Origin of the sequence: Mesorhizobium sp., assembly GCF_004962925.1 — a bacterium.
In the GTDB taxonomy this organism is placed as follows: domain Bacteria; phylum Pseudomonadota; class Alphaproteobacteria; order Rhizobiales; family Rhizobiaceae; genus Mesorhizobium.
In genome coordinates this window covers 1-23871 of record NZ_SUEO01000068.1, presented here as the reverse complement: position 1 = coordinate 23871, position 23871 = coordinate 1, and the positions used below count along the sequence as shown (strand labels likewise).

Genomic DNA, 23871 nt, shown 5'->3' with positions numbered 1-23871 from the left:
CCGCCCCTCGCCAATCCCAACGCCAGAACAGCCAATGCCGCGACGGTAGCCGCAAGAACCACCGTCAGCCACGATGCCCTCATCCATCGTGGAGGGGTCGGGACTTTCTCTGCCCAGTTAACCGGCAATGCCGGCTCAATGGTCAAGGGGGGCGATTGCACCGAGAACGTTGGAACGTAACCGCCTTTCGGGATCGTGATGAGAATTGGGTCGGCCTGTCCGACGGTCAGGTAATAACGCTCAAGCCCGCGCCGGAGGTGGCCAGCCTCGATGCGCACAATCGGATCCGTCTGCGGGTCGAACGACATATCGCGGCCGAACACTTCGACTGCGATCGAATAGGCCTTGATACGATCACCGCGACCCTCCAACGTCTCCTCCACGACATGGCTGAGGAAGCGGCGCTCGCGACCGGTTGCATCGAAGTCCGCGCTGTTGAGGATCAGGGCAAGCTGGGCACGACAATCCTCTGGCGTGAGCTTATGCGCCCTCCCTGCGGCTGGTTCCGCCCGGATCACCTTGGTTCCCTCACCTGACGTTCTGGGGTGACTATTCCCAGTTATATTTCTTTTTTCGCCGGTTACCTCTCGGTTGCAATTTACATCCGCGCGCCAATTCCTGCAATACTCCTAGTAGTCTGAACGAATAACATTAGGAGGGAGGCGAGAATTGTGCAACGCAGCACGGATGACAACGGACCAATAGTTATGCGACCTCACTGGCAACGCAGTTTGAATTTACGATTTTATTGGCTTGCTGCCGACCGAGCTCGCTACGGCACGTTCAGAAATTACCCTGTCGCCCACGTAACTTACATTCCGCAGCCGCCTCAATGCGCTAGGCTACGGTGGTTTCGGGAAAATACGAATTTGCGCCATGAGGATGGACGACGAACCGGCTGATAGGCAAAGGGCGGTCTCGGCGGCAGTGCGTCGGTTCCCGCAATTTGAATTGCCCATCCATCGGCTGATGGACCGAAGTGAGGGTTTTCGGGATATGTGCGAGGAACTTGCTGAAGCGGAGATCGCACTCTCGACGATCGACAGGGTCCCGCCAGCGTTGCGCGAGTCTAGACGAGCCGAATGGCAGGAACTGGTGGATCGGTTGGTTGGGGAAGTCGGAGCCGTGCTGTACGCGGACGCCACCCGGAAATCGCGTGTCATTCCTTGGCCGCCAAGGTGAGCGGCCAGAGCTAAGCGGAGGCTGGCTTGGAATTTCTGTCTGGCAATCGACCTCTACACACTATAGCAGCCGTGCTCCCAGCCCTGCTTGTCGTCACGGCCGCGTGGGCCCAGGATAACACCCAGGATCTCGCCAAGAAGCTATCCAATCCGATCGCCTCGCTGATCAGCGTGCCGTTCCAGTTCAACTACGACAGCGGCTATGGCCCGAACGATGGTGACAAAGCCTATGTCAACTTGCAGCCGGTCATTCCGATCACGCTCAACGACAACTGGAACCTGATATCGCGCACAATCTTGCCGATTGCCTGGCAGCACGACATTGCCGGACCATCCGGCGATCAGTTCGGGCTCGGCGACATAAGCCAAAGCCTGTTCTTCTCGCCTTCTCAACCCACGGCAAACGGGATCATCTGGGGTGTCGGCCCGGTGTTTCTGTTGCCCACTGCGACTGACGCATTGCTTGGCGGAAAAAAATGGGGAGCTGGACCGACCGGCGTCGTCTTGAAGCAATTCGACGGGTGGACGGTCGGCATGCTAGCCAACCATATCTGGTCATTTGCAGGGGACAGCGACCGCAGCGATATAAGTTCCACTTTCCTGCAGCCTTTCGTCTCTTACACGACGACGGGCGCCTGGACCTTCACGCTCAATACCGAGAGTGCCTACAATTGGGAAGTGCAGCAATGGTCGGTCCCGATCAACTTCCAGGTCTCGAAGCTGGTTGTGATCGACAAGCAGCCAATCAGCCTCTTCGCCGGTGTGCGGTATTGGGCCGTAAGCCCCGAAAACGGACCCGACGGCTTCGGATTCCGCGCGGGAATTGCCCTACTGTTTCCGAAGTAGATCGAGCACCATCCGTGATAGCCACGAACAAATGAACCTCTGTCGCACGAAAAACGATCGGAACCCGATTAGGTGGGCAATGCGAACACGTATATGTTGTCACTGGGCCGCCAGACGATCGCATCGGACATGAAGTAACGGAATTGGAGGGGATTTCGATATGGGAATCATCCGAGCTCTCGTGTTGGCTTCGGCGGGAACAGCGGCAGCGCTGTTTGCGGTGCCGGCGATCGCTGCGGACGTTGCGACGCAACTTCCTGAAGCCGCACCCGCGCCGGTCTGGACCTTCACCGCAGAGCCCTATTTCTGGATGGCAGGCTTGAACGGCAGGGTCGGCGTCAGGGGCCTGTCGCCGGTGGATATCGATTTCAATTTCAGCCAGATTTTCAATCACATCGATTGGTCTCCCCCGCCGGTCATGCTTGCCGGCGAGGCGCGCAATGGCCGCTACGCTCTTTTCACCGACTTCATCTACCTGGGACTTGAGGCCGATGGCACGTCGCCCGGCCCGTTGGCTCTTTCGGCCGAAGTGAACATGAAGACGGTGGTGTGGAGCTTCGGCGGCTCCTATCGGGTCGTCGACAATGGCACCGCGACCTTAGACGTTCTGGCCGGCGGACGGCTCTGGTACCTAGACACGGATTTGACTGTTACTGGCCCTCTCGGCGTAAGAGAGGCCAGCGGCAGCAAGACTTGGGTCGACCCCTTGATTGGTGTGGCCGGCGATGTTGCTCTCGGCAAAGGGTTTGGGCTCCATGGCGAGGCAGATGTCGGGGGCTTCGGTGTTGGTGCCGACATCGATTGGCAAGTCCAGGGCACGCTTCAATACCGGTACAGTGATTCGCTCACGCTGGAAGCGGGCTATCGCTACCTTGCCGTAGACTACGACGAGGACGGATTTGTGTTTGACATAGCAATGCAGGGACCAATCATCGGCGCCAGATTTCGGTTCTGATTGGATCTGTGTCGGGAGATCCCCTGCGTGTTGAGCGGACGTAAGAGCATCGCGAGTTCGCTCGGGCAGTTCAATGCTGATCGTTTTCGCTTCCGGTTGCGGGGCAGCTTTCGCGACCCAACGACCCCTTTGGAACGACTTCGAGACGGGAGGAGAGTTTGGGAAATACTTTCGTGAGGCCGTCCAAGGTCAGGCGTCTCAGCAACGCTTTGTTTGCCTCGACGTTTGTTTGCCTGCTGTGGGGGTGCGCGTCCCGTCCGACGAACGTGCTGCTGCCCGTGGCCGATACCTCCCCTTCGTCCAGCAAGGTGGAGATGCTGGTCACAACGACACGCAGTCGTTCCTCCAATCCGGCACAAATGTATACGGGCGAACGCGGACTGGCCCCCTCGTTCGCCGAAATTACGGTGTCGATCCCTCCGGCATCAGTCCGCAAGGTTGGAGAGGTCGCATGGCCCAAGAAGCTGCCCTCAAACCCGGCGACCGATTTCGCCGTTGTGCAAACGAAAGAATTGACACTCCAGACAGCGAAGGGGTGGCTTAGCGCCTCTGTCAGGAAGAGCCCGGATCACAGTGTCCTCGTCTTTATTCATGGATTCAACAATCGCTTTGAAGACTCGGTCTATCGCTTTGCGCAGATCGCGAATGATACGGGCACTCAGAGCGTCCCGATCCTGGTCACATGGCCCTCGCGTGGCAGTGCACTGGCGTATGGCTACGATCGTGAAAGCACCAACTACACGAGAGATGCCCTCGAACTGCTATTCCAATATCTCGCACGCGATCCTGAAATAAAGGAAGTTTCGATCCTCGCCCATTCGATGGGCAATTGGCTTGCGTTGGAAGGCTTGCGCCAGATGGCCATCCGCAATGGCGGCCTCCCGACGAAGTTCAAGAACGTCATGCTGGCCGCGCCTGACGTCGATGTCGACGTGTTTCGCACCCAGATTGACGACATGGGCAAACAGCACCCGCGGTTCACCCTCTTTGTATCCCAGGACGATCGCGCGCTCAAAGTCTCGCGGCGGGTCTGGGGCGATATCCCTCGCCTCGGATCGATCAACCCGGAGCTGGCCCCCTACAAAGAACAACTTGCGAGCAACAATGTAACTGTCATCGATCTGACGAAAGTCAAATCCGGAGATCGTTTAAACCATGGCAAGTTCGCATCGTCGCCGCAGGTCGTGCAACTGATTGGAGCGCGTATGGCTGGCGGCCAGACGTTGACCGACAACAGGATAGGCTTGGGCGACACGATCATTCAGGCGACAACCGGCGTGGCGGCAGCGGCGGGCAGCGCGGCAGGGTTGGTGATTGCGGCACCTGTTGCGGCGGTCGATCAGAACAGCAGGGAGAATTACGGCAATCAGATCGGCACGTTGACGAGTTCCCAGATCAGCCAGAAATCGAGTGCTGGCAAAGAATGCGTTGGCTCCGCTCCGTCCACAAAAGATTGCAAGAAATAGCCCCTCGGTTGGCCCTGCGCCGGCCCGCATTGAAGTCCGCGGCCAGTGAGGCAGGCGTCGTATCATCATGGTGATCGGCGAATTTCAGGGGATCTACGACAGGAACTAAGAAGACATGCCTGCCCTTGTCATCACCAGCCCTGATCGATTGGCCCCAAATTTCGGCTTCCCTCGGTTTTGCTCCGCAATTGGACCTCCGAGACGTCGTTCCAAAGGGGACGACCTTCGTTCGGAAGCACAATCAGGTCTCGCCCAATTGTCCTGTCTGTCAGTCGCGCTCTAGCCTCGTCTTCGTTCGCCGCGTCGAAGGCCACAATTCCACGTCCTGAAATCTGAGCCAAGTACACGGTCACATCGATGCCTTTCTCAGAGAGGTCAGGCCGAGTTCGGATGACGCGGACAGGACCGCGCAGCTCTAGGGCGTGTCGCTCACCGCCTCCAGGCGGGCCTTGCTCTTTTTCAGGGCTTGATTTGCCTGATGAGCAGCGGCCGCAGTCTCGCCGCCACTCTCGACGTGAACGGTGGGAACTGCGATCTTGATACCGTTTTCCGCGAATGCCGCCTTGATCATCATGAGTGCGCGGCGCTTGATGCCGAATTGGGTCCCAGGCTTCGTCGTCAACTTTATCCTCAGAACGATCGCGTATTCCCCAAAACTGTCGATGCCCTGCATCTTGAGCGGCTGAATCGTGTCGGCCGCAAATTCCGGGTCTGCCGCCAGTTCCTGGCCGATCTTCTTGATGAGCTTGCGTGCCAGATCCACGTCGGAATCGTAGGTAACGTTGATCATCATCTGGTCGATCACCCAGTCCCTGCTCATATTCTGGACCGCCCCGAGCTCACCGAACGGGACGGTATAGATGGAGCCGCGATGATGACGCAGACGCACCGAACGCAGGCTGAAGGATTCGACGGTGCCTTTGTAGCTGCCGCTCTGGATGTATTCGCCGACCCGGAATGCGTCGTCTATCATGTAGAACACGCCGCTCAGCACGTCCTTGACCAGGGTCTGCGAGCCGAAGCCGATGGCGATGCCGAAGATGCCGGCGCCGGCAATCAGCGGGAGTATCTGCACGCCGAGCCCAGCGAGGATCGTTAGCGCGGTGACCGCGGCTATGAACATGGCAAGGGCGTTGCGGAATATCGGCAACAGCGTGAGCAGCCGGCCGTTGCGGGCCAGCTCGTCGGCGCTGCTCCCATCCGCCGGCGCGAGGTTCATGTGATATTCGATCAAGGCCTTCGACAGTTGCCAGAGCAGGTCGGAGATCAGCAAAATGATGATGCCGTTGAGCAGCCCGGTTATCAGGAAGCCGCCGGTTTCGCTGCCGGCGAGGCTCGCGGCCCTGATGCGCCAGATATAGGCGAGCCATGCGACCGCCGCGGCAATGACCGCCGCCCTGGCGCCCCTCACAATGAGCACGTTGAGTACGACGCCCATCGCGCCGCTGCGCTTCGACCTGCCGGCGAAGGCCTCTGCCGCGGCGCTGACGCCGCGCAAGGCTGTTGGCAGCACCAGGGCGAAAATCCCAAGCCACAGGACGCCGAGCAGGCCGGCGACCCAAGCCACCCAGAGCACGATGAGAAACAAGGTGAGAAACGATTGCTTGACCAGAGCGCCTCGCCCGTCGGGCCGTTGACAAACGACGTCGATTGCGGTCGCCAGAAATCCAAGCCCGAACAGGAAGGCGGCGAGCCCTGCAACCTCTCGAGAGAAGCCCAGGCCAGGCATGAGGCTGGCGATCGCCCAGCCGAACAACAGGAACCCGGCCACAAGGCTGACGCGCCAACGCCAGAAAAGGGTCGAAGCCTCGCTTTCGAAAAGCGGAGTCGGCCTGTCCGAGGCGGCGCTCGTCGCACCGCCGAACGCAAACAGCAATCGGGCTGCCGCGCGAACGACACGGAACGCGATGAACGCAAGAAGCAGGGTCAGAATGATCCTGCGGAGTAAGGGTGGCCATCCGAATGCCAAGAACGAACCGGCGCTGGCGAGCGCAAAAGTCAGCAGGGCGACAGTCTCGAAGAGGATCGTTTGTCCGGCGTCTTCCTGAGCAACCGCGCTCCTCGTCCTGGCGAGCGCTCGTCGGACCGCCCACTCGGCTCCAAACCCGACCGCGATCAAGACCGCCAGGGTGCCCATAACCAGCCCTGGCCTGCCGGAGTTCACGTCACGCGAGGCAACGTCGGCGGCGCGCGACAGTTCTTCCGGCAGGCGCGGGATCGCGGCGCCGAGCGCACCGATACGGGCACGAATACCCGCCTCCAGGCTCAAGATGTCCTCGGCAATGGACAGGCCTGGCTCATCCGTAGCCGCTGGAATCTTTCCCTCGAGCCATGCCATGAGTTCCGGATCGGACAAAAGCTCGAGGAACTGCTTTGCCTTTTCGGGCGGAAGATCGGGGGAAGGCTGTTGAGCTAGCGAAGTTCCCTGCAAGAGCGCGAGCAAGAGCACGACGACAACTGGCAAGAACCCGAGCCGTAGCTTGCTCTTCATGAGCGCCTCGAGTTTTGAATGCCGACCGGTCGTTTCAGCCCCCGTCGTTGTAGTGTCATTGGAGACCCTCTCGCTCTCTCGCTTTGCGCGGCTACGATCAGTTCACGTAGATGACGACGTAACGGCCGCCATAGGGTTGGTAGTATGTCCCGCCGCACTGCCAAACCGCAGCGCCGTTGATGCTAGTCCTCACGCAGGCGGGCGGTAGTGCCGCCACGTATATCGTCGAGCGGCGGACGACCCGGCGCGTTGTACGCCGCGCAACGCCGGCGACGCTGCGGGGCGTAAGCGGCCTGCCGACGCGCGCTTCCGCGCTGGAGACGATCGAACCTGCCGGAATGAAGTAACCGTCCATCAGGCCATCGGTTACAAGAAACGCCGTCATCACAGCGGCGACCGAGAGATGATTGCGGAACATGCGACGCGCGTTCATTTGCTGCCCTCCAGCATAAGTTCGCCGACCTCGTCGGAGTCTATCCGTTCCAGCTTTTTCGCATTGGCCGGAGCCTTGAACGAGAATAGCTTGGCGTCGACCCCACCGGCTTTCCAGTTGCTGAATCGCAACGAATATTGCGGCGCTCCCGTCACCCATTTGGTGGTGATCACATATTTGACAGGCAGCTTCTCAGCGCCTTTGCTAATCCAGATCTGCCAGTCCACGTCGTCACTGCGAAAAGCCAGTTGATCGCATTCGACGCCGCCGACAAAGGCATCGCCGACCAGTCTCCCCGACGTAGCGCCTTCGGTCAAAACGGCATAAGGATCCGCGACTAGAAAATCGGCGCCTGCAACGTCGAGCCCGGTCGACACCCTGAATTCCTCGACCGCCTCATCAATCGATGCCCCAGGACTGTGCAACTGCGTATAGACGTTCATGCCCTTGCCATAGAGCGAGATTAGCTTGCCGTCGAAGGTGAGTTCTACGTCGGCAAAAGGGCCTTTGCGGGTCATATAGAAGCCGTCGCCGCGGGATGCCTGGACGGAGCCGGAAGCGCTGTACTGCAACTTCTGGCCGGCCAGGTCGACGATCTCATGATCGGTGTCATAGTCGACTGTGAACGCCTGCAAGCTTTTGAGATGGCTTGTCATGGCCATAAGGATACCGTCAGCATCGGCGTCGATGACGTTCTGACCCCACGATGGCGAAACAGAAAGCGCTAGCCCGATTAAAACTGCCGCCATGCTGATACATCCCGGATGCGATCTAAGGCGGGATTTCAAGTTTGCTTGGTTCATGTTGATCTCCAATGCAGTACTCGGCGATTCTTATTCAGATACAGGAACAGCCTCAGTCGACGAGCTCGAAGTCACCCGGTTTCCAGCTCTTGTCGAACCATGGTGGCAGCGGGCCATAGAGACGAATGAGCGTGTTCCAACCCTTGCCCGGCATCGTCTGCACCCAGTTGCTTTCGTGACCAGCGGGAGCCTTGGGCCCGAACCAAACTGTGACCGAGCCGTCGGCATTGGGATTTATGCCTTGCTGCGTGCTGTCGATCCCTGCGCTCTTCTGATCGGTCTCCAGCATCGACCGTGTCTGTCCGTCATAGACGGTGAATGACCAGAACTGTTTGGCAGGGACAGGACCCGGCAGCGTGACCTTGTATGTCTTGCCGCCGTCGAGATACTCGCCCGAGGAATCGCGGGCGGCAACGGCATAGGCCGAGCCGGTCCCTGGCTTCGCCGCGGCCATCGCCGGCGTAATGCCGGTAGCGTAATAATGGAAGAGCACGCGCGCATCGAGCAGGCGTTCAGCCTTGTCAGCGAATTCGGAGCTGCCGCCGACGAAGGCCGTGAACCACTGACGGTCCGGGTAGATCTTCGTGCGCGGGTCACGAGAGGCGAACAATATCGCCCGTGCCGTCGCATTGCCGACGGCGACGGCATCGACGAGGATTGCCCTCATCCGCGCGTCCGGCGCAAAGGGCGCGCCTTTCTTGATGCCGATCGAGGCAAACAGCCCGACCAGTTCCGGGTCGAACGCGTTGGCCGGCTCGGCCTGCACTACGGCGTCGAGTTCTTCGTAGAAATGAAAGTCATTGGCGTGGATCGTGTTGAACTGCATGCCGGAGGTATTGACGAACACTGTCTCGGGCGGACTAGAGGCTGCGGAAAGCGGATAGATTCGAGCCTTGTCCTTCACGCCCTTGACGGCAGCCGCGACGTCGCCATTGGCGACAAATGCTCGAAAGAAGACGAGATTGCCGTAGGTGCGCGTCTTGGTAACAAAGTATCCTGCTGCCGGAACCGTACCGGCGTAGTCCTCTGGAACTATCAGATATTTGCCGCCCTTGCCCTTGTCCGGGCCTGTTAGCCCGACGTCTGTTACAAACCGAAAATAGGCGTCGTCGATGGGACCGAGCACATTGGGCGGCACCTCGACCACCATGGGCCCGTCCGCTAGGTTGACGCAGGCGAAAACGTACACGGTGGTCGCGTTCGGCGTCAGGAACAGCGAGCGCGCATCCATCAACTCCTCGGTCATTCCAAAGCCTTGGTTCATCTTCGCACCGGCTTTGTCGACGCCGTCGCATACCGCGTATACGGACGCGGCCGGCATGCCGGCCAGGAAGGCGTCGATGCCGCGGGAGAAGTCGAGATTGTCGTAGACCTTCGCGACCGTTTCGTCGTCGGGGAGGCCATCGAAGAACTTCAGTGTGCCGATCCGGGTCTCTACGGTGTCCGGGGTCAAGACCGACGACGGAACGTCGGCGGAATATTTCGGCTTCGTTTGAGCGTGGGCTGTCGCGGTCAGGCCCAGACCCAGCGACCCAACCATCAGACACGCTGCGAGACTGCTGAATCCAAGTGCGCGCGGTTTCATGATGCAATTCCTCTCCCTTGTAATCTGTTGTCTCAATGCACCTGTTCGAAATTTCGGCCTCGCGCTCTGACCGGGAAGCGCCGTGGCGCGATCGCAAGGCCGACCGGGGCAATGCCGCACGCCGGCGCCTGTCATCCGAACGATCGTCTATTGTTTTTCATGCTGCTTCTCCCGTGTCATTTCTTGCGGCTTTCGGCGACGACCGGGCGGCTGGGGGGAGATTACCGCGAGGAGGGCAGTGGGGGAATGTAACTTACGTGGTCGGCTGGGTAAGGCAGCTATGTCGATCAAAAGATCGCCGGTTCTGTGCGATGCGATCTATCACGTGATTGCCAAAGACATTTCTGGCGAAGCAGGATGCAAGATCGTACCTGCCCAGGCAGCGTCGCAGCATGTCCGATTAAAGGGCCACGATTTGTAACCGTTTCAACGTCAATTGAAGACTTCTCATGAGGACCTCCTGCAAGCTATGGAGCTCGCGCTTTGACACTGGAATCGACGACGTAACCGAATTGCTCGGCAGCGTTTGCTAGGAATTCATCCCAATCCAGCTAACCATCAATCTGTCGCAGATTAAGAAATCCAGACTTGCACGCCGCCATTAGGCAGTGATGATGCGGTTGCGCCATTCCGGACCTATACGGGGCGGTCGTATCTTTCCCCGAACGGTGCCGGCAAATCTGCACCAGACACGTTTGTGTGGCGGATAACGGCTTCGGGTCGCGGGCGTGAGTTCGATCGAGGGCGAGCGAACTTCCGCGAATGGGTCGTCAGCGGAATGGCCGCTTGTCGGCAACTTCGTCCCGAAAGCGGACCGGCAAATTTCGGCCCAATCAACGACGTTCGAGACCTTGATGCTAGGCGAGGGTGGAGGCAGGTCCCCATCACCCCCCAGCCAACCTCGGCAGCAGGAAAATCTCAGCCCCCTCAGGCAATTCCTTCGACCACGTATCCCGATAGATCGTCCCGTCGATGGCGACGGCGATGCCCTTCTCGATCAAGGGCTCGAGGCCGGGGTACTGCTCAGCCAGTTTCCTGAACAGTTCCCTTATGTCCTTGGCCTCGATCTCGACCTTGCTCTTGCCTCCGGCGAGCGCGCCAAGCGATCCCCAGAGCGTTACTTCGACCATCAGCCTCCCCGTTCCGCCTCGATCGCCGCGAGAATCCGCGGCGGCGACATCGGGATGTGCGTCATGCGCACGCCCGCGGCGTTCGACACCGCATTGGCGATTGCCGCCAGCGGCGGCACGATCGAGGTCTCGCCGACGCCACGCACCCCGTAGGGATGGTTGGGATTGGGAATCTCGAGGATCTGGGTGTCGATCATCGGCAGGTCCGAGCAGACCGGGATGCGGTAGTCGAGGAAGCCCGGGTTCTGCAGCCGCCCGTCCTTGCCGTAGATGTACTCTTCGTTGAGCGCCCAGCCGATGCCTTGCGCGGCACCGCCCTGGTACTGCCCCTCGACATAGGTCGGGTGCACCGCCTTGCCGGCGTCCTGCACGACGGTGTAGCGCAGGACCCTGGTGGCGCCGGTCTCGGGATCGACCTCGATATCGCAGATATGGGTGGCGAAGGAGACGCCGGCGCCGTCGGCGACGAGCTCGCTGTGGCCGGCGATCGGTCCGCCCGTCTTGCCCGACGCGGCCGCGATCTCCCTGAGGGACAGCGCTGCAAGGTTGCCGTACTTCTCGCCTTTGGCAATCGCGTGGCCCTTTTCCCAGACCACGTCCTCGACCGGGATGTCCCACGTCTGCGCGGCGCGTTCCCTGAGGATCTTGATGGCGTTGCGGGCGGCCGAGATTGTCGCCATCGAGGAGGAGAAGGTGCCGCGGCTGCCGTCCGTCATGTCGTTGTAGCCGAGGCTGGAGGTGTCAGCGACCACCGCTTTGACCTGCTCATAGGCGATGCCGAGTTCCTCCGCCGCCACCAGCGACAGCGACGCGCGGGAACCACCCACATCGACCGTGCCGACGGCAAGCGAGACCGAGCCGTCCATGCCGATGTTGAGATCGGTGCAGGTCTGGCCGCCGAAGTTGAACCAGAAGCCGCAAGCCATGCCGCGGCCCTGGTTCTTGCCCAGCGGCGCCTTCATGTGCGGATGGTTCTTCGCCGCTTCCAGCGTCGGGCCGATGCCGATCGGGCCGTATACCGGGCCGTAGGACGATCTGGTGCCTTCCTGGGCGGCGTTCCTGATCCGGAACTCGACCGGATCGATGCCGATCTCCTTGGCCAGCTCGTCGACGGTACTTTCCACCGCAAACGCCGCCATCGGCGCCGATGGCGCGCGATAGGCCGCCGTCTTCGGCCGGTTGACCAGCACTTCGTAGCCGACCGTCTTGACGTTCTCCAGTCTGTAGCAGGCGAACGCGGTCATGGCGCCGATCTCGGCCCACATGCCGGCATAGGGGCCGCAGGAGTAGCGCAGCGTCGCCTCGGCCGCGGTGATCGTGCCGTCCTTGCTGGCGCCGATCCTGACGTCGATCGAGGTGGCGCTGGTCGGCCCCGAGGCGCGGAACACCTCATCGCGCGTCATGACCAGCTTGACCGGCCGGCCGGCCTTGCGTGACAGCGCCAGCGCAACCGGCTCGGCCCAGACATGGGTCTTGCCGCCGAAACCGCCGCCGATCTCCGACGAGGTGACGCGCAGCTTGGAAGCTTCCATGCCAAGCAGTTGGGCGCAGTGTTGGCGATAGACGAAATGGCCCTGCGTGCAGACCCAGAGGTCGGCAGTGCCGTCCGAGCTGACATTCGCCACGCAGGCATGCGGCTCGATGTAGCCCTGGTGCGTCTGCTCGGTCTTGAAGGAGCGTTCGACGACGTAATCGGCCTGTCCAAAACCCTTGTGAATGTCGCCATGGCCGTACTGGGTGCGCGTGGTGACGTTGGACGGCCTGGCGGGCTTTTCCTCGACGCCTTCGGTAAAGATGGTGTCGTTGAGCACGGGCGCCGAGTGCTTCATCGCCTCGTCGACATCGGTCACATGCGGCAGCACTTCATAGTCGACCTCGATCAGCTTCAGCGCCTGCCTGGCGGTGCGGGCATCGACCGCGGCGACCGCGGCCACCGCATGGCCGTCATAGAGCGCCTTCTTGCGCGCCATGCAGTTGTCGAGGATGTCGTACATGGCGGCGTCGCCGTCGGTGAGGTCGGGCAGGTCGGCGGCGGTGATCACCGCCTTCACGCCGGGGAGCTTCTCCGCCTTCGAGGTGTCGATCTTCCTGATCGTGGCGTGCGCGTGCGGGCTTCTCAGAACACGCCCGACCAGCTGGCCGGCCATGTTGAAGTCCGCGCCGTAGCGCGCGCGGCCCGTCACCTTGTCGACGCCGTCGGGACGAATGGGGCGGGTGCCGACGGAAGTGAAATTGCGTCCCGAGTAACGCGGATCGAAATTCATCGTCATGCTCCCTTCATCACGTTTGCCGCGTCCTGGACGGCGCGCACGATCTTGTCATAGCCGGTGCAGCGGCAGAGGTTCCCGGCGAGGCCGAAGCGGATTTCCTCCTCGGTCGGGTCGGGGTTCTTGGCCAAAAGGTCCTTGGCCGCGATCAGGAAGCCCGGCGTGCAGATGCCGCATTGAAGCGCCGCGTGCTCGAGGAACTTCTGCTGCAGCGGATGCAGCGTGTCGCCATGCGCCATGCCCTCGATGGTCTCGACGCGCCGACCCTCGGCCTCCGCGCCGAGCACCAGGCACGAGCACACCAGCCGATCGTCGAGGATGATGCTGCAGGCCCCGCAGTCGCCGGTGCCGCAGCCTTCCTTGGCGCCGGTCAGCCCGAGGCGATCGCGCAGCACGTCGAGCAGCGTCTCGTCCGGTTGGCAAAGGTACTCGATACTGTCGCCATTGATTGTCGTTGAAACCGCTACACCAGCCATCATTTGCCTCCTGCACGTGCATAGGCGGTCGTGGCCGCCCGTCTGGCCAGCACACCCGCAACTTTTCTTCTGAACTCGACGGTGCCCCGCTTGTCGTCGATCGGCCGGCAGGCCCCCGAGCAGACCTTGGCGAGCCGCTCCAGCGCTGCTTCGTCCAGCTTCCTGCCGATGAGGGCCTCGGCGGCCTCCTCGACCAGCAGCACCGTCGCGGCCACGGCGCCCAGCGCCACGCGGGCCGCCTTGACGACACCTGCCTCATCGAGCGTCAGGTTCACCCCGGCGCTGACCACGGCGATGTCCATCTCCGTGCGTGGAATGAAACGCAGATAGGCATCGCCGGAGCGCGGCGCGCGCCTGTCGAGCAGGATCGCCTCGATGATCTCTCCCTTGGCGAGCGACGTCTTGCCCGGCCCGGTCGGCACTGCCTCTACCGCGACGGTGCGCTTGCCTCCTGGCCCGGCAATCAATGCCCTGGCGCCTGCTGCCACCAGCGCCGGCACACTGTCGGCCGCCGGCGAGGCGTTGCAAAGATTGCCGACGATGGTGCAGCGACCCTGCACCTGTTTCGAGCCAATCAGCTTGGCCGCTTCGACGACGCCCGGCCATTCCCTCTTCAAGGCTGCGCTCTCTCCCATCAGGGCACAGGAGACCGCCGCACCGATGCTGTAGCCCTCCGCCGTTTCCCTGATCTCGCCGAGTCCGTCGATTGCCTTGATGTCGACGATCAGGTCTGGCTCGATAAAGCCGCCTTTCATCCTCACCAGGAGGTCGCTGCCTCCGGCGAGAATGGCGGCCGTGCCAGACGAGCCGGCCAACTGGCCAACGGCATCTTCCATTGAAAGCGGACGTATGTAGCGCATCGTCTCCCCTTGATCATCGCAATCCTGTCGGCCTGTTATAGGGCCTTGGATCGGAATGGTCATCCGGTTCTGCATTAGCAGCGATTAGGCCAGGCGCCGCGTCAGGAACTGACGGCTCTGAAAGCTGACCTTGCAGGTGGCCGTCGTCATGGATCATATCTGTCGCGGGAGTCGGTGCAGAACTGTCGTTTTAATCGGGGGGGTTCGCGACAAAGCACTCGCCCGCAATCAGCCCATAGCGGACAAGCTATGCCAGCATCGAAAGGTCAGTTGGCTCTGGTTCTGCACCCGCTGCTGTTAACATCGCGTGGACCTGGCCCCGGTGGTGGGTCTGGTGGTTGAAGAGTTCAACAACACAGAGAGCCTTTGGCTTCTCGATCCGCGTTGAACCTCCCCCAGGATACCAAACAACCATCCCGTTGAGGTCCGCGTCTAGCAATCGTGCTGCCCACTCTTCGATTTCCTCGTTCCGTTGCATACGGAGCGTCTTGAAGTCATCCCAATCCGATGGGCTTGTGAGGGAGTGCTTGATGGTTTCCTCTGGGCGCTCGTTCCCCTTTAATCGCTGTAGAATCAGGGCATCAGCCCAATAAAGATGATTCAACGTAGCTGCGATCGATTGGAAGAACGCACCTCGATCCTTCCAGCGATCCACATTCGTGAGCCCATCAGCGGCAGTTACCAAAGAGGTATTCTGCCAAGTGTTGTAACGGGCCATAAGTCGGCAGTATCCGGATGAGATCATTTTCTCGGGCTCCAATGGTTATCGATGTTCGGTGGATTGGCGGCAGCCAGCCGATCGAGCTTTGACCAACTCAAGACGCTGGTCTCAACTCAGGGCGCCGGGCTGAACTGGAGCAATTTGAAGCAATCGCCGCTTCCCGATTTCAACTGCGTCAGGAAGGGTTTCGACCGATCGATCCATTCCTGGTGCGACTTGGCATCGGCTTCGATCTCGTTGACCGGTCCAAGGCCGACGAAGTTCCGCCCCTCGCTGAAAAGCCAGCACGCACGGCCGAGAAGTCTCCTGCTGCGCTGGCGCAAGAGGTCGGCATCATAAAAGATGTCGAGCATCTCCTGCTTGATCTTTGCCTCCTTTTCAGGATTTGCGATCGCAACCGCGATTGAGTCTCCGCCGATCGCATCCTGGAGGTCCTTGTAGTCGAGGGCGAGCTGCGTGGCGGCATATTTGATCTCGCTCTCATCCCGGACGATGTTGAACCACAGCGTGGGATTGAGTTCGTTGACGACGAACGATGCTTCGAAATCGCGCGATAGATTCAGGATCTCGAACGCTTGAATCTCAACGTCGCGCTCAACCAAAAGGATACTGGCGACCTGCTTGCCGAGTTCCGCCCCATGTGCGCTGATCGCGGTGTTCGTTCCACCGAGTTCCGGGCTGATATAGGGCCCGCCATCATCCAGCAACGCATCGAATTCGCCAAGGTATTCGACGACGGCGGCGCCGCGAGCAATGCGCGCGGCCAGTTTGGCGAGAACCAGCTGAAGCTCCGTTTCGCGTTTGCGCTGTTCCTGATAATTCTGCTGAAAAAAGAAGATGAACAGGGAAACGCCAATGCCGATCAGGATCACGCCGAGCTGGGAAAAGATGTTGCGATAATATTCCAGCAGCTTTTCACGATGGCGTATGTCGTGGCGGACATTGTGTGCCACACGAGCATTGACGATCAGCGAAAGGATCAGTAGCCCGGCACCGACCAGGATGAGGCCGCCGATGAGTAAGTAGCCTTGGCCTGAGAAGGTGCTGAAATCCATGCGTCTGCCAGGTTGCTGAAGCCCGAGACCGCGCAGATTAATACCATTCCGCTTCAACGCCTACGGGCGTCAACGGCCGGAAATGACCCATTGGGCCGTTTTGGAACTGGGCGAGCTGGGCATCGCCAATCACCCTAGGGTCAAAGTCGCAGAAAATGCGGACTGGAACTTGGGTCGCGACGTGGTCTAAATGGTCCCCGGATTGAAACGGGCCGAGCCTTCATTGGTCGCGGTGATTTCTGGCAACCTCGCCACCTCTCGTAAGCCAACTTGCATCGAACCAGCGGTCCGCCGGCCCGTCATAGGGCAGCCGGGTGACGTCCCAGTGGCTGACGAAGCGCGCGTAGGCGTCCCACACCGGTGGACCGCCGCCGATGAAAACGACACGGCCGGCAAAGCGTTGGAGTGTGTCCTCGGGATCCATGCTGGAGCGAACAACGACAAGGTCCCGATCGGCGCGCGCAAAATCCGGAACGCTCGCGATCGTCTTGGGGCCGGCTAGCAAGACGTGTCCTCTCGTGACGTCGAAAAACCGCGCAACGTCGGCGACGAACTCCGGCGACCGGTTGCCTTCCCATGGAAGGCCCCCATTGAGGCCGAGCTGCCCCGCTTGGCCGATGGCACAGACAACCCTAACGACAGTCTTCTTCATGAGTACTCCACCGATAGCGGTCTGATCCCACTAAAAAAGGGGGCCTTGCGTTGTTTCCCGCCGACGTCCTATCTGGGCGGGTATGAAACAGAATCAAGAAGGCACTCGGCGATCATCCATAGGCAACGCACTGGCCATCGGGCTTTTGATATCGAGCATATCTCTGGCAGGTTGCACTACAGTTTCAACTAGCCGTGCGGATGGATGGCTTACGAAGCGAAGTTCTGTCGGGGTTTCCGACGCAATGGCTAAGAAAGGGATGATGCCCGCAGCGATCGACTGCCGGTTCGATAGCACAGTTCCGGGCAAAGCGGCCTATGGATCAAAAGTTACGTGGAAACCTGCCCCAGCAAACTTTCTCTGGCAAACGCATGTCGGCCCTCCCGATTTCGTTGCGAGGAATGAAGCTGAATCACGCGCAATCGGCCTTCATCGCGTGTTCTCGAAGAGGGTTCGTGACAAGGCAACGGGCCAAGTAGTTCAGTGTACGATCTGGACGAATTGATCCTCGCAGCGGTGCTTCGCCAAGCCTCACTTCAGGATCTCTGAGACGCGTCGAGATAAAAGACCAAGCCGGAGCGCCCGCCTAATACTTTAGTTGTAATCTCTCGCGTGTTTGATATCGTGACGGCGGGAGGAATTCAGATGGCGGTGGAGTGCACATCCGCGCCCCATATGGGCGTCTTTTCAACCATTGAACTGGATCTCTTGAGGGGTGTGGTTCGGGAAATTTTGCGGTCCGGCGAAGCGGAGCTTGACAACGGGGACGCCGAAATGATCGCGCGCGCGGTCATCGCAACCTATAAGGACGGCGCCTCGGGTCGCGAGGAATTGCTTGAAGCCGCCCGGATTGCCGCCAGGCGCTGCGCTCTCGACCATTTTTACGATCGAGCAGTGGGCTTGTTCGCATAGGATTTCGCACCGGACGCAATTCAGGGCGGAGTTACTCGTTCTTGCTCCGCTGGCATTCCGTCATCGAATGAGGACCGCATTCAGGCGAGGTTGAGGATGTCATCGCGGCGCGGCAAGCGCGCGAATTTACCCGTCAGGACCTGTGTTTACCTGCCCTGGTTGTCGGCCGTTGCGTCGGTGCTGCTACGCTGGGCGTTAGCGCCGTCGCTCTGTTGCTCGGCCCACCCACCCGGACCGGTCGGAAAGCTCGGCTCTCCTTCCGCCTCAAGGCTCTCGTGGAACTCAGTGGCAGGTCTTCCTGGGTATTGGCGGCCGCTCGACAGGTGCCCTTGATGACCGGGATGGAGGCTTGTGTCATCGTTGCGGGGCATGGTCCGGCGGTTCGGCATAGGCTGCCGTGGCAAACAGCGATCCGGCGCCAATGAAGAGTGCAAGTGCGAGAACGTGCTTCATTGTGCTGTCCTCCAGTGTTTGGACTCAAGATGTAGAAAGAGCCTATCCAGGCTGTGTTAGACGCCCTTAGGGGTCGCTTCGAACACCAGCCTCTTGCGCGCCGCCCGAGTACAGCGTCACGGGATGTCCGGCGTTGCTTTTCGTCCGCAATACGGCTTCCCAGGACAGTCGACATTGGACGTGAAGGATTGACCCATAGGTGCCCGTCACATGTTTCACCTTGAGGGACAGCTTTGGCAAATATCAGATGGAAATATTCCACCATGTGCGGGGGGCAGTGCTAAAAGATGACGATCGGGTTTTACGGGCAACTGTCGTCCCGTATTCGCCGTGGCGCAATTGTAACGAAAAATTCCCAGCGCTGGCATTGGCGCTCTATTGGATAACGTGTGGCTGCTGCTGTCCGCCGGTTTTCTATGCTTGATGAGGCTAGGGAAGCAAAATGAGCGATGTGGACGAACACCTCGACCTGACGGAGATCAACGCCGTCCGCAGTTTGTTGACGTCAAAGCCACGATCGGTGGGCTGGGACGAACGCCGGGCACGGCTCGACGAGGTTGGTTCGGTGTGGCCGATTGCGGACGACATCCGATGCGAGGATGCGGTTTTCGATGGCCTCGAGGGAGAGTGGTCCCTAGCGCCTGAGAGTGACAGGGACAAGATTCTGCTCTTTTTCCACGGTGGTGGCTACTGCTCCGGCTCTCTCAAAAGTCATCGTCGAATGGTGACCGAGGCAGGCCGAGCAATGGGAATGCGCACCCTCGCGATCGATTATCGACGCGCACCGGAACATCCTTTCCCTGCGCAACATGAAGACGCACTCACCGCATGGCGCTTTCTGAGCCGGCAAGGGATCGCGCCGGATCGCATCGTGGTTGGCGGAGACAGTGCGGGCGGCAACCTCACCCTGTGCTTGGCCAGTATATTGAGCGCGGCAGGGGAGCGGTTGCCGCGATGTCTTTGGCTGGTTTCGCCCTGGACGGACCTTTCGATGTCCGGCGCGACACTATCAACTAAGGACGCGATCGACCCTATCATCCAGCGGGCGTATTTGGAGGAACTGGCAACCGCCTATGTTCCCCATGGCGTTGGTCGGCGCGATCCCCTGATCTCGCCGTTGTTCGCCGATCTGAGCGGATTTCCCCCAATGCTGATACAAGTCGGTTCGGCCGAGACGCTGTTGTCGGACGCAACTCGGCTCGCGGAAGCCGCCGGCGCGGCTGACGTCAAAGTACGTCTCGAAATTTGGCCGCATATGATTCACGCTTGGCCGGTTTGGAATGCGGGGTTGAGTGCCGGTTGGCGCGCTCTTCACAACGCGGGCATGTTTGTCCGCGAATATTTATAGTCCGTGGGTGAGGCAGCTGCTTGCGCAACACGGACTTCGTACCAGCGTCGCTTTCGCGGCCCAGCCTTCACCCGCTATCCTTTCGCCGACCTGCCCGCCCCGAACCTCAGCCCGTCCATCAGCAGCGACACCAGCCGGCGCGAGCGGTCGCGCCAGTCCTCGGTGTCGGGCGCCGAATAGATGCCGCCCAGCGCGTGCAGCACGTCGGAGGCGTCGACGTCGCTGCGGATCGAGCCGTGGGCCACCGCCGCTTCGATCAGCTGCCGCAAAGCGAGCGACACCCGGCCGGACATGTCCGAGAACAGGGTTGAATTGGTGTTGAGCAGGATGCGCAGGCTTGTCGCCAGTCCGCGCTTGGTGGCGATGTAGTCGACGAAGCGGCGCATCCATTGTTCGAGCGCGATATCAGGCGGATGGTGAAGGGCAAGCTCGTCTGCGGCCGCGCACAGGCTTTCGACTTCGCGCCGGTAGACCACCTCGACCAGGTGCTCGCGCGTCGGAAAATGCCGGTAGAGCGTGCCGATGCCGACGCCGGCCTGGCGCGCGATCTCCTCCAGCGAGGCATCGACGCCATGCGCGGCGAAGGCCACTGCCGCCACCTCGACCAGCACGTCGCGGTTGCGCTGCGCATCGGCGCGCAACGGTTTTGCCGCTGTCGCGTCGGGCTTGTCTCTGGCGATTGCGGGCGGCTGCGAAGCCAATTTTTTCTCCACTGCGAATACAGGGCTTGAACCCGACCGGTTCAGCCCCCACGTAATAAACGGAGGCGCCTCCGTTTTAGTGGAGCACCTTTATCATATAATCGGGGGAACGCGTATGTCACGTGCTGAAATCCTGCAAGCTGGCGAGAGCGTGATCTCCCCCCTTGAGGGGGAGATGTCGCCGAAGGCGACAGAGGGGGGCGGTTCGACCGGGCGCGGCCTCCTCCTTCTGACAGTTGGAGGTTGGCGCATTACGCGAGACGACCCCCCTCTGGCCTGCCCTATTTGCCAAAACCTGGCATCTCCCCCCTCAAGGGGGGAGATTAGCCCTCACCACCGCCTCGCCATCCTTGGTGCCCTTGCCGCACCGCGTCAAGCAACTGGAGCCAGACGCCCCATGACAAGCAAAACCCGAATTCCCATCCAACTTCAGATCAACGGACAACGCCATGAACTGGAGGTCGAGCCGCGCGTCACGCTGCTCGACGCCTTGCGCGATCATCTCGGCCTGACCGGCACCAAAAAGGGCTGCGACCAGGGCCAGTGCGGAGCCTGCACCGTGCATGTCGACGGCCAGCGCGTGCTTGCCTGCCTGACGCTTGCCGCCCAGGCCCAGGGCAGGGCGGTCACATCAATCGAAGGGCTTGCCGACGGGGACGGCACGCTGCACGCGGTGCAGGCAGCCTTCCTCGAACAGGACGCCTTCCAGTGTGGCTACTGCACGCCGGGACAAATCATGTCGGCTGTCGCCTGCATCCGCGAGGGCCATGCCGGTTCGGATGACGAGATCCGCGAATACATGGCCGGCAATCTCTGCCGCTGCGGCGCCTATCCGCACATTGTTGCCGCCGTGCGCCAGGCGGCACTGGAGGTCGCGTCATGAGGGATTTTTCGTATCTGCGCGCCAATACCGTCGATGCGGCACGCCAGGCGGCGGCGCTGCCGGGCGCCATGCTGCTCGCCGGTGGCACAACGCTCATCGATCTCGCCAAATGCGGCGTCACCGAACCTGAAACCGTGGTCGACATCAGCCATCTCAACGGATTGGATAGGATCACGGTCGATGACCGGGGCGTCACGATCGGTGCGCTGGCAAGGATGAGCAGCGTTGCCGACCATGCCGAGATAAAAAGCCGGTTCCCCGCCGTCTCGGAAGCGCTGTGGCAGGCGGCCTCGGCGCAGCTCCGCAACATGGCGACCATCGGCGGCAATCTCATGCAGCGCACGCGTTGCCCGTATTTCCGCGATCCGGCGAACTTTCCCGCCTGCAACAAGCGCACGCCCGGCAGCGGCTGCACGGCGATCGGCGGCGTCACCCGCGGCCATGCCGTGCTCGGCACTAGCGAGGCCTGCATCGCCACCTATCCGGGCGATCTGGCGACGGCGCTGGTCGCCTTCGACGCGGTGGTCCATCTCGGCGACCGTCAGGTCGCGGTCGATGACTTTTTTCTCCTGCCGGGTACTACGCCGGAGCGCGAGCATGCGATCGAGCCAGGCGAAATGATCACCGCGATCAGCATTCCTGGTTCCGCCGCTGCGGGACGTTCGACCTATCTGAAAGTCCGCGACCGGCAATCTTATGAGTTTGCCGCCGCAAGTGCCGCCGTCGGCATCGAGTTCGAGACTGACGGAAGGACGATCAGGGATTTGCGCGTGGCGCTTGGCGGCGTCGCCACCAAGCCGTGGCGCGCACGCGCCGTGGAGGAGGCGCTGAAAGGCAAGCTGCTGGAGGCTGATATCGTCAAGCAAGCCAGCCTGCTCGCCATCGAGGGCGCCGTCGATCACGGCGCTAACCATTACAAGATCGAACTGGCGCCGCGCATCGTCGCCCGCGCCATCCTCAAGATGGGAGAAACGGCATGACCGTTCACGAGATCAGATCAAGACAAAGTGACTCGAAGAGGGGCGACGCATCTGACGGCGCCATCTTGGCGGAAGCAGTGGGCGGGCGGCTATCGCGCGTCGACGGCCCGGCCAAGATCACCGGTGCCGCAAAATACGCCGTCGAGCAGCAGCTCGAAGGGCTCAGCCACGCCGTTCTCGTCGAGAGCACGATTGCCGCCGGCACGGTGCGTTCGATCGACACGGCAGCGGCTGAAAGCGCACCCGGCGTGCTTCTGGTGCTGACGCCGGACAATGCGTTGCGCCTCAACACGGCGACGGACTGGCTGGGCACGACGCCGCCGGATATTCCTTATTGCCCGCTGGCGCGCGACATCACCTTCAGCGGTCAGCATGTCGCGGCGGTGGTGGCTGAGAGTTTCGAGCAGGCGGTCGCGGCCGCAGCACTGGTCAAGGTCGCCTATGACGAGACGCCGGCCATCGTCGATCTCGACGATCCAAAGGCCGGCGACGGCATTCCGGTCGACACGATGACCAAGGAATGGGGCGATGCGCAAGTGGCGTTTGCTTCGGCCCCGGTGCGGATCTGCGCCGCCTACAACACGCCGCGCGAATACCAGGCGCCGATGGAGCTGCATGGGCTGATCGCGCACTGGCAGGGCGATCGGCTGACGGTGTGGGAGCCCAGCCAATGGCTCGATGGCATGGCGCGGACCTATGCCGAATGGTTCGGCGTGCCGTTCGAGAATGTGCGCCTGGTCTCGCCCTATATCGGTGGCGGCTTCGGCTCCAAGGCGTTCGCCTACGGCTACGGCGCGGTGGCGGCGATGGCCGCGAAAATGCTGGGACGGCCGGTCAAGCTCGCGATCACCAGGCCGCAGACCTTCACCGCCTATGGCGGACGAGCGGCAACGCGCCAGACGGTGGCGCTTGGTGCCGACGCAGAGGGACGGATCCAGTCGATCGTGCATCGCGGTGTCAACGAGACTTCGGTCGACGGCATGTGGGTCGAGCCGCTCGGCTCGGTCACCTCGATCATGTATGCGACGCCGAATTTCTCGTCGCGGCAGAATGTCGTCCGGGTGAATACAGTGGTGCCGGGGGCGTTGCGCGCGCCCGGCGAGAACCCGAGCGCCTTCGGCATCGAATGCGCGATCGACGAGCTCGCCTATGAGATCGGCATCGATCCGCTGGAGATCCGGCTCAGGAACTATGCCGAACAGGATCCGGAGGTGAAAAAGCCGTGGTCGACACGGCAGTTGCGCGAGGCCTTCGCCGCCGGCGCCGAGGCCTTCGGCTGGTCAAGGCGCAGCCCTGAGCCGCGCTCGATGCGCGACGGCAACCAGCTGATCGGCTGGGGTGTTGCCGCCGGCACCTATCCGGTGCGGCGCGCCTACGGAGAGGCGATGGTGCGCATCCTCGCTGACGGCTCCGTCGAAGTTGAAAGCTCGAGCATCGACATGGGGCAGGGCACCTATACGATCCTGGCGCAGACCGCCGCCGAAGTGATGGGCGTGCCGGCTGAGAACGTCGTGGTGAAGCTGGGCGATTCCCGCTATGCCCGCGCAGGGGTCACCGGCGGGTCACGGCTGGCCGGCGTGATGACCGGCGCCGTTCACAAGGCGGCGACCGCCGCGCTCGACCAGCGTGTTGGCTTGCAGCGCATGGAACGGCGAATTTGGATCGCTGATCGC

Annotated in this window: 20 protein-coding genes and 2 pseudogenes; 8 read left to right on the top strand and 14 right to left on the bottom strand. The window is 61.2% G+C overall.

What is annotated here, in order from left to right; translation table 11 throughout:
* Positions 1–518 (bottom strand): annotated as a pseudogene (locus E5W87_RS15700) (hypothetical protein); the annotation flags it as partial.
* A 726-nt stretch (positions 519–1244) separates the two neighbouring features.
* Between E5W87_RS15700 and E5W87_RS15690 the strand changes: the two are divergent.
* The 3 genes from E5W87_RS15690 to E5W87_RS15680 all read left to right on the top strand — a co-directional run bounded on the left by E5W87_RS15690 (position 1245) and on the right by E5W87_RS15680 (position 4448).
* Positions 1245–2027 (top strand): transporter, encoded by a 783-nt coding sequence (locus E5W87_RS15690; protein ID WP_292398950.1) that lies wholly within the window; start codon positions 1245–1247, stop codon positions 2025–2027.
* A 181-nt stretch (positions 2028–2208) separates the two neighbouring features.
* Positions 2209–2982: a hypothetical protein gene (locus E5W87_RS15685; protein ID WP_292398931.1), complete on the top strand. Its 774-nt coding sequence runs from the start codon at positions 2209–2211 to the stop codon at positions 2980–2982.
* Between the two features lie 209 nt (positions 2983–3191).
* On the top strand, positions 3192–4448 hold the full coding sequence (locus tag E5W87_RS15680) for an alpha/beta hydrolase (RefSeq protein WP_292398948.1): 1257 nt from the start codon (positions 3192–3194) through the stop codon (positions 4446–4448).
* 88 nt (positions 4449–4536) lie between these two features.
* Here the strand turns inward: E5W87_RS15680 and E5W87_RS15675 are convergent.
* The 12 genes and pseudogenes from E5W87_RS15675 to E5W87_RS15620 all read right to left on the bottom strand — a co-directional run.
* Positions 4537–4801 (bottom strand): annotated as a pseudogene (locus E5W87_RS15675) (hypothetical protein); the annotation flags it as partial.
* 62 nt (positions 4802–4863) lie between these two features.
* Complete coding sequence (locus tag E5W87_RS15670) at positions 4864–6939, bottom strand: mechanosensitive ion channel family protein (RefSeq protein WP_292398928.1); 2076 nt, start codon at positions 6937–6939, stop codon at positions 4864–4866.
* A 97-nt stretch (positions 6940–7036) separates the two neighbouring features.
* Positions 7037–7372 carry a hypothetical protein gene (locus tag E5W87_RS15665; protein ID WP_292398925.1) on the bottom strand — a complete coding sequence of 112 codons (336 nt, stop codon included), beginning with the start codon at positions 7370–7372 and terminating at the stop codon, positions 7037–7039.
* Entirely contained in the window at positions 7369–8187 is an 819-nt protein-coding gene (locus E5W87_RS15660) for a DUF2092 domain-containing protein (RefSeq protein WP_292398922.1), read from the bottom strand. Before E5W87_RS15660 ends, E5W87_RS15665 begins: the two co-directional genes overlap by 4 nt.
* A gap of 40 nt (positions 8188–8227) precedes the next feature.
* Positions 8228–9760, bottom strand: a complete 1533-nt coding sequence (locus tag E5W87_RS15655; RefSeq protein WP_292398919.1) for a DUF1254 domain-containing protein — start codon at positions 9758–9760, stop codon at positions 8228–8230.
* Positions 9761–10644: 884 nt separating this feature from the next.
* Positions 10645–10890 carry a MoaD/ThiS family protein gene (locus tag E5W87_RS15650; protein ID WP_126043243.1) on the bottom strand — a complete coding sequence of 82 codons (246 nt, stop codon included), beginning with the start codon at positions 10888–10890 and terminating at the stop codon, positions 10645–10647.
* Positions 10890–13154 (bottom strand): xanthine dehydrogenase family protein molybdopterin-binding subunit, encoded by a 2265-nt coding sequence (locus tag E5W87_RS15645; RefSeq protein WP_292398945.1) that lies wholly within the window; start codon positions 13152–13154, stop codon positions 10890–10892. Before E5W87_RS15645 ends, E5W87_RS15650 begins: the two co-directional genes overlap by 1 nt.
* Before the next feature lie 2 nt (positions 13155–13156).
* On the bottom strand, positions 13157–13633 hold the full coding sequence (locus E5W87_RS15640) for a (2Fe-2S)-binding protein (RefSeq protein WP_292398913.1): 477 nt from the start codon (positions 13631–13633) through the stop codon (positions 13157–13159).
* Positions 13633–14493 (bottom strand): xanthine dehydrogenase family protein subunit M, encoded by an 861-nt coding sequence (locus tag E5W87_RS15635; RefSeq protein ID WP_292398910.1) that lies wholly within the window; start codon positions 14491–14493, stop codon positions 13633–13635. Before E5W87_RS15635 ends, E5W87_RS15640 begins: the two co-directional genes overlap by 1 nt.
* Positions 14494–14740: 247 nt before the next feature.
* The gene (locus E5W87_RS15630) at positions 14741–15238 is read right to left on the bottom strand and encodes a DinB family protein (RefSeq protein WP_292398908.1); all 498 of its coding nucleotides are present in this window, start codon (positions 15236–15238) and stop codon (positions 14741–14743) included.
* A gap of 89 nt (positions 15239–15327) precedes the next feature.
* Positions 15328–16269 carry a hypothetical protein gene (locus E5W87_RS15625; RefSeq protein WP_292398905.1) on the bottom strand — a complete coding sequence of 314 codons (942 nt, stop codon included), beginning with the start codon at positions 16267–16269 and terminating at the stop codon, positions 15328–15330.
* A gap of 220 nt (positions 16270–16489) precedes the next feature.
* Positions 16490–16921: a dihydrofolate reductase gene (locus E5W87_RS15620; RefSeq protein ID WP_292398902.1), complete on the bottom strand. Its 432-nt coding sequence runs from the start codon at positions 16919–16921 to the stop codon at positions 16490–16492.
* 612 nt (positions 16922–17533) lie between these two features.
* Between E5W87_RS15620 and E5W87_RS15615 the strand changes: the two genes are divergently transcribed.
* Positions 17534–17833 carry a hypothetical protein gene (locus tag E5W87_RS15615; protein ID WP_292398899.1) on the top strand — a complete coding sequence of 100 codons (300 nt, stop codon included), beginning with the start codon at positions 17534–17536 and terminating at the stop codon, positions 17831–17833.
* 895 nt (positions 17834–18728) lie between these two features.
* Positions 18729–19634: an alpha/beta hydrolase gene (locus tag E5W87_RS15610; protein WP_292398896.1), complete on the top strand. Its 906-nt coding sequence runs from the start codon at positions 18729–18731 to the stop codon at positions 19632–19634.
* 74 nt (positions 19635–19708) lie between these two features.
* Here E5W87_RS15610 and E5W87_RS15605 read toward each other — a convergent pair whose 3' ends face one another.
* The gene (locus tag E5W87_RS15605; RefSeq protein ID WP_292398893.1) at positions 19709–20335 is read right to left on the bottom strand and encodes a TetR/AcrR family transcriptional regulator; all 627 of its coding nucleotides are present in this window, start codon (positions 20333–20335) and stop codon (positions 19709–19711) included.
* Positions 20336–20732: 397 nt separating this feature from the next.
* Between E5W87_RS15605 and E5W87_RS15600 the strand changes: the two genes are divergently transcribed.
* The 3 genes from E5W87_RS15600 to E5W87_RS15590 form a co-directional block, all read left to right on the top strand.
* Positions 20733–21218: a (2Fe-2S)-binding protein gene (locus tag E5W87_RS15600; RefSeq protein WP_292398889.1), complete on the top strand. Its 486-nt coding sequence runs from the start codon at positions 20733–20735 to the stop codon at positions 21216–21218.
* Entirely contained in the window at positions 21215–22198 is a 984-nt protein-coding gene (locus E5W87_RS15595) for a xanthine dehydrogenase family protein subunit M (protein ID WP_292398886.1), read from the top strand. Before E5W87_RS15600 ends, E5W87_RS15595 begins: the two co-directional genes overlap by 4 nt.
* Positions 22195–23871, top strand: a 1677-nt coding sequence (locus tag E5W87_RS15590) for a xanthine dehydrogenase family protein molybdopterin-binding subunit (RefSeq protein ID WP_292398883.1), incomplete at its 3' end; no start/stop codon positions are given. The genes E5W87_RS15595 and E5W87_RS15590, both read left to right, overlap by 4 nt.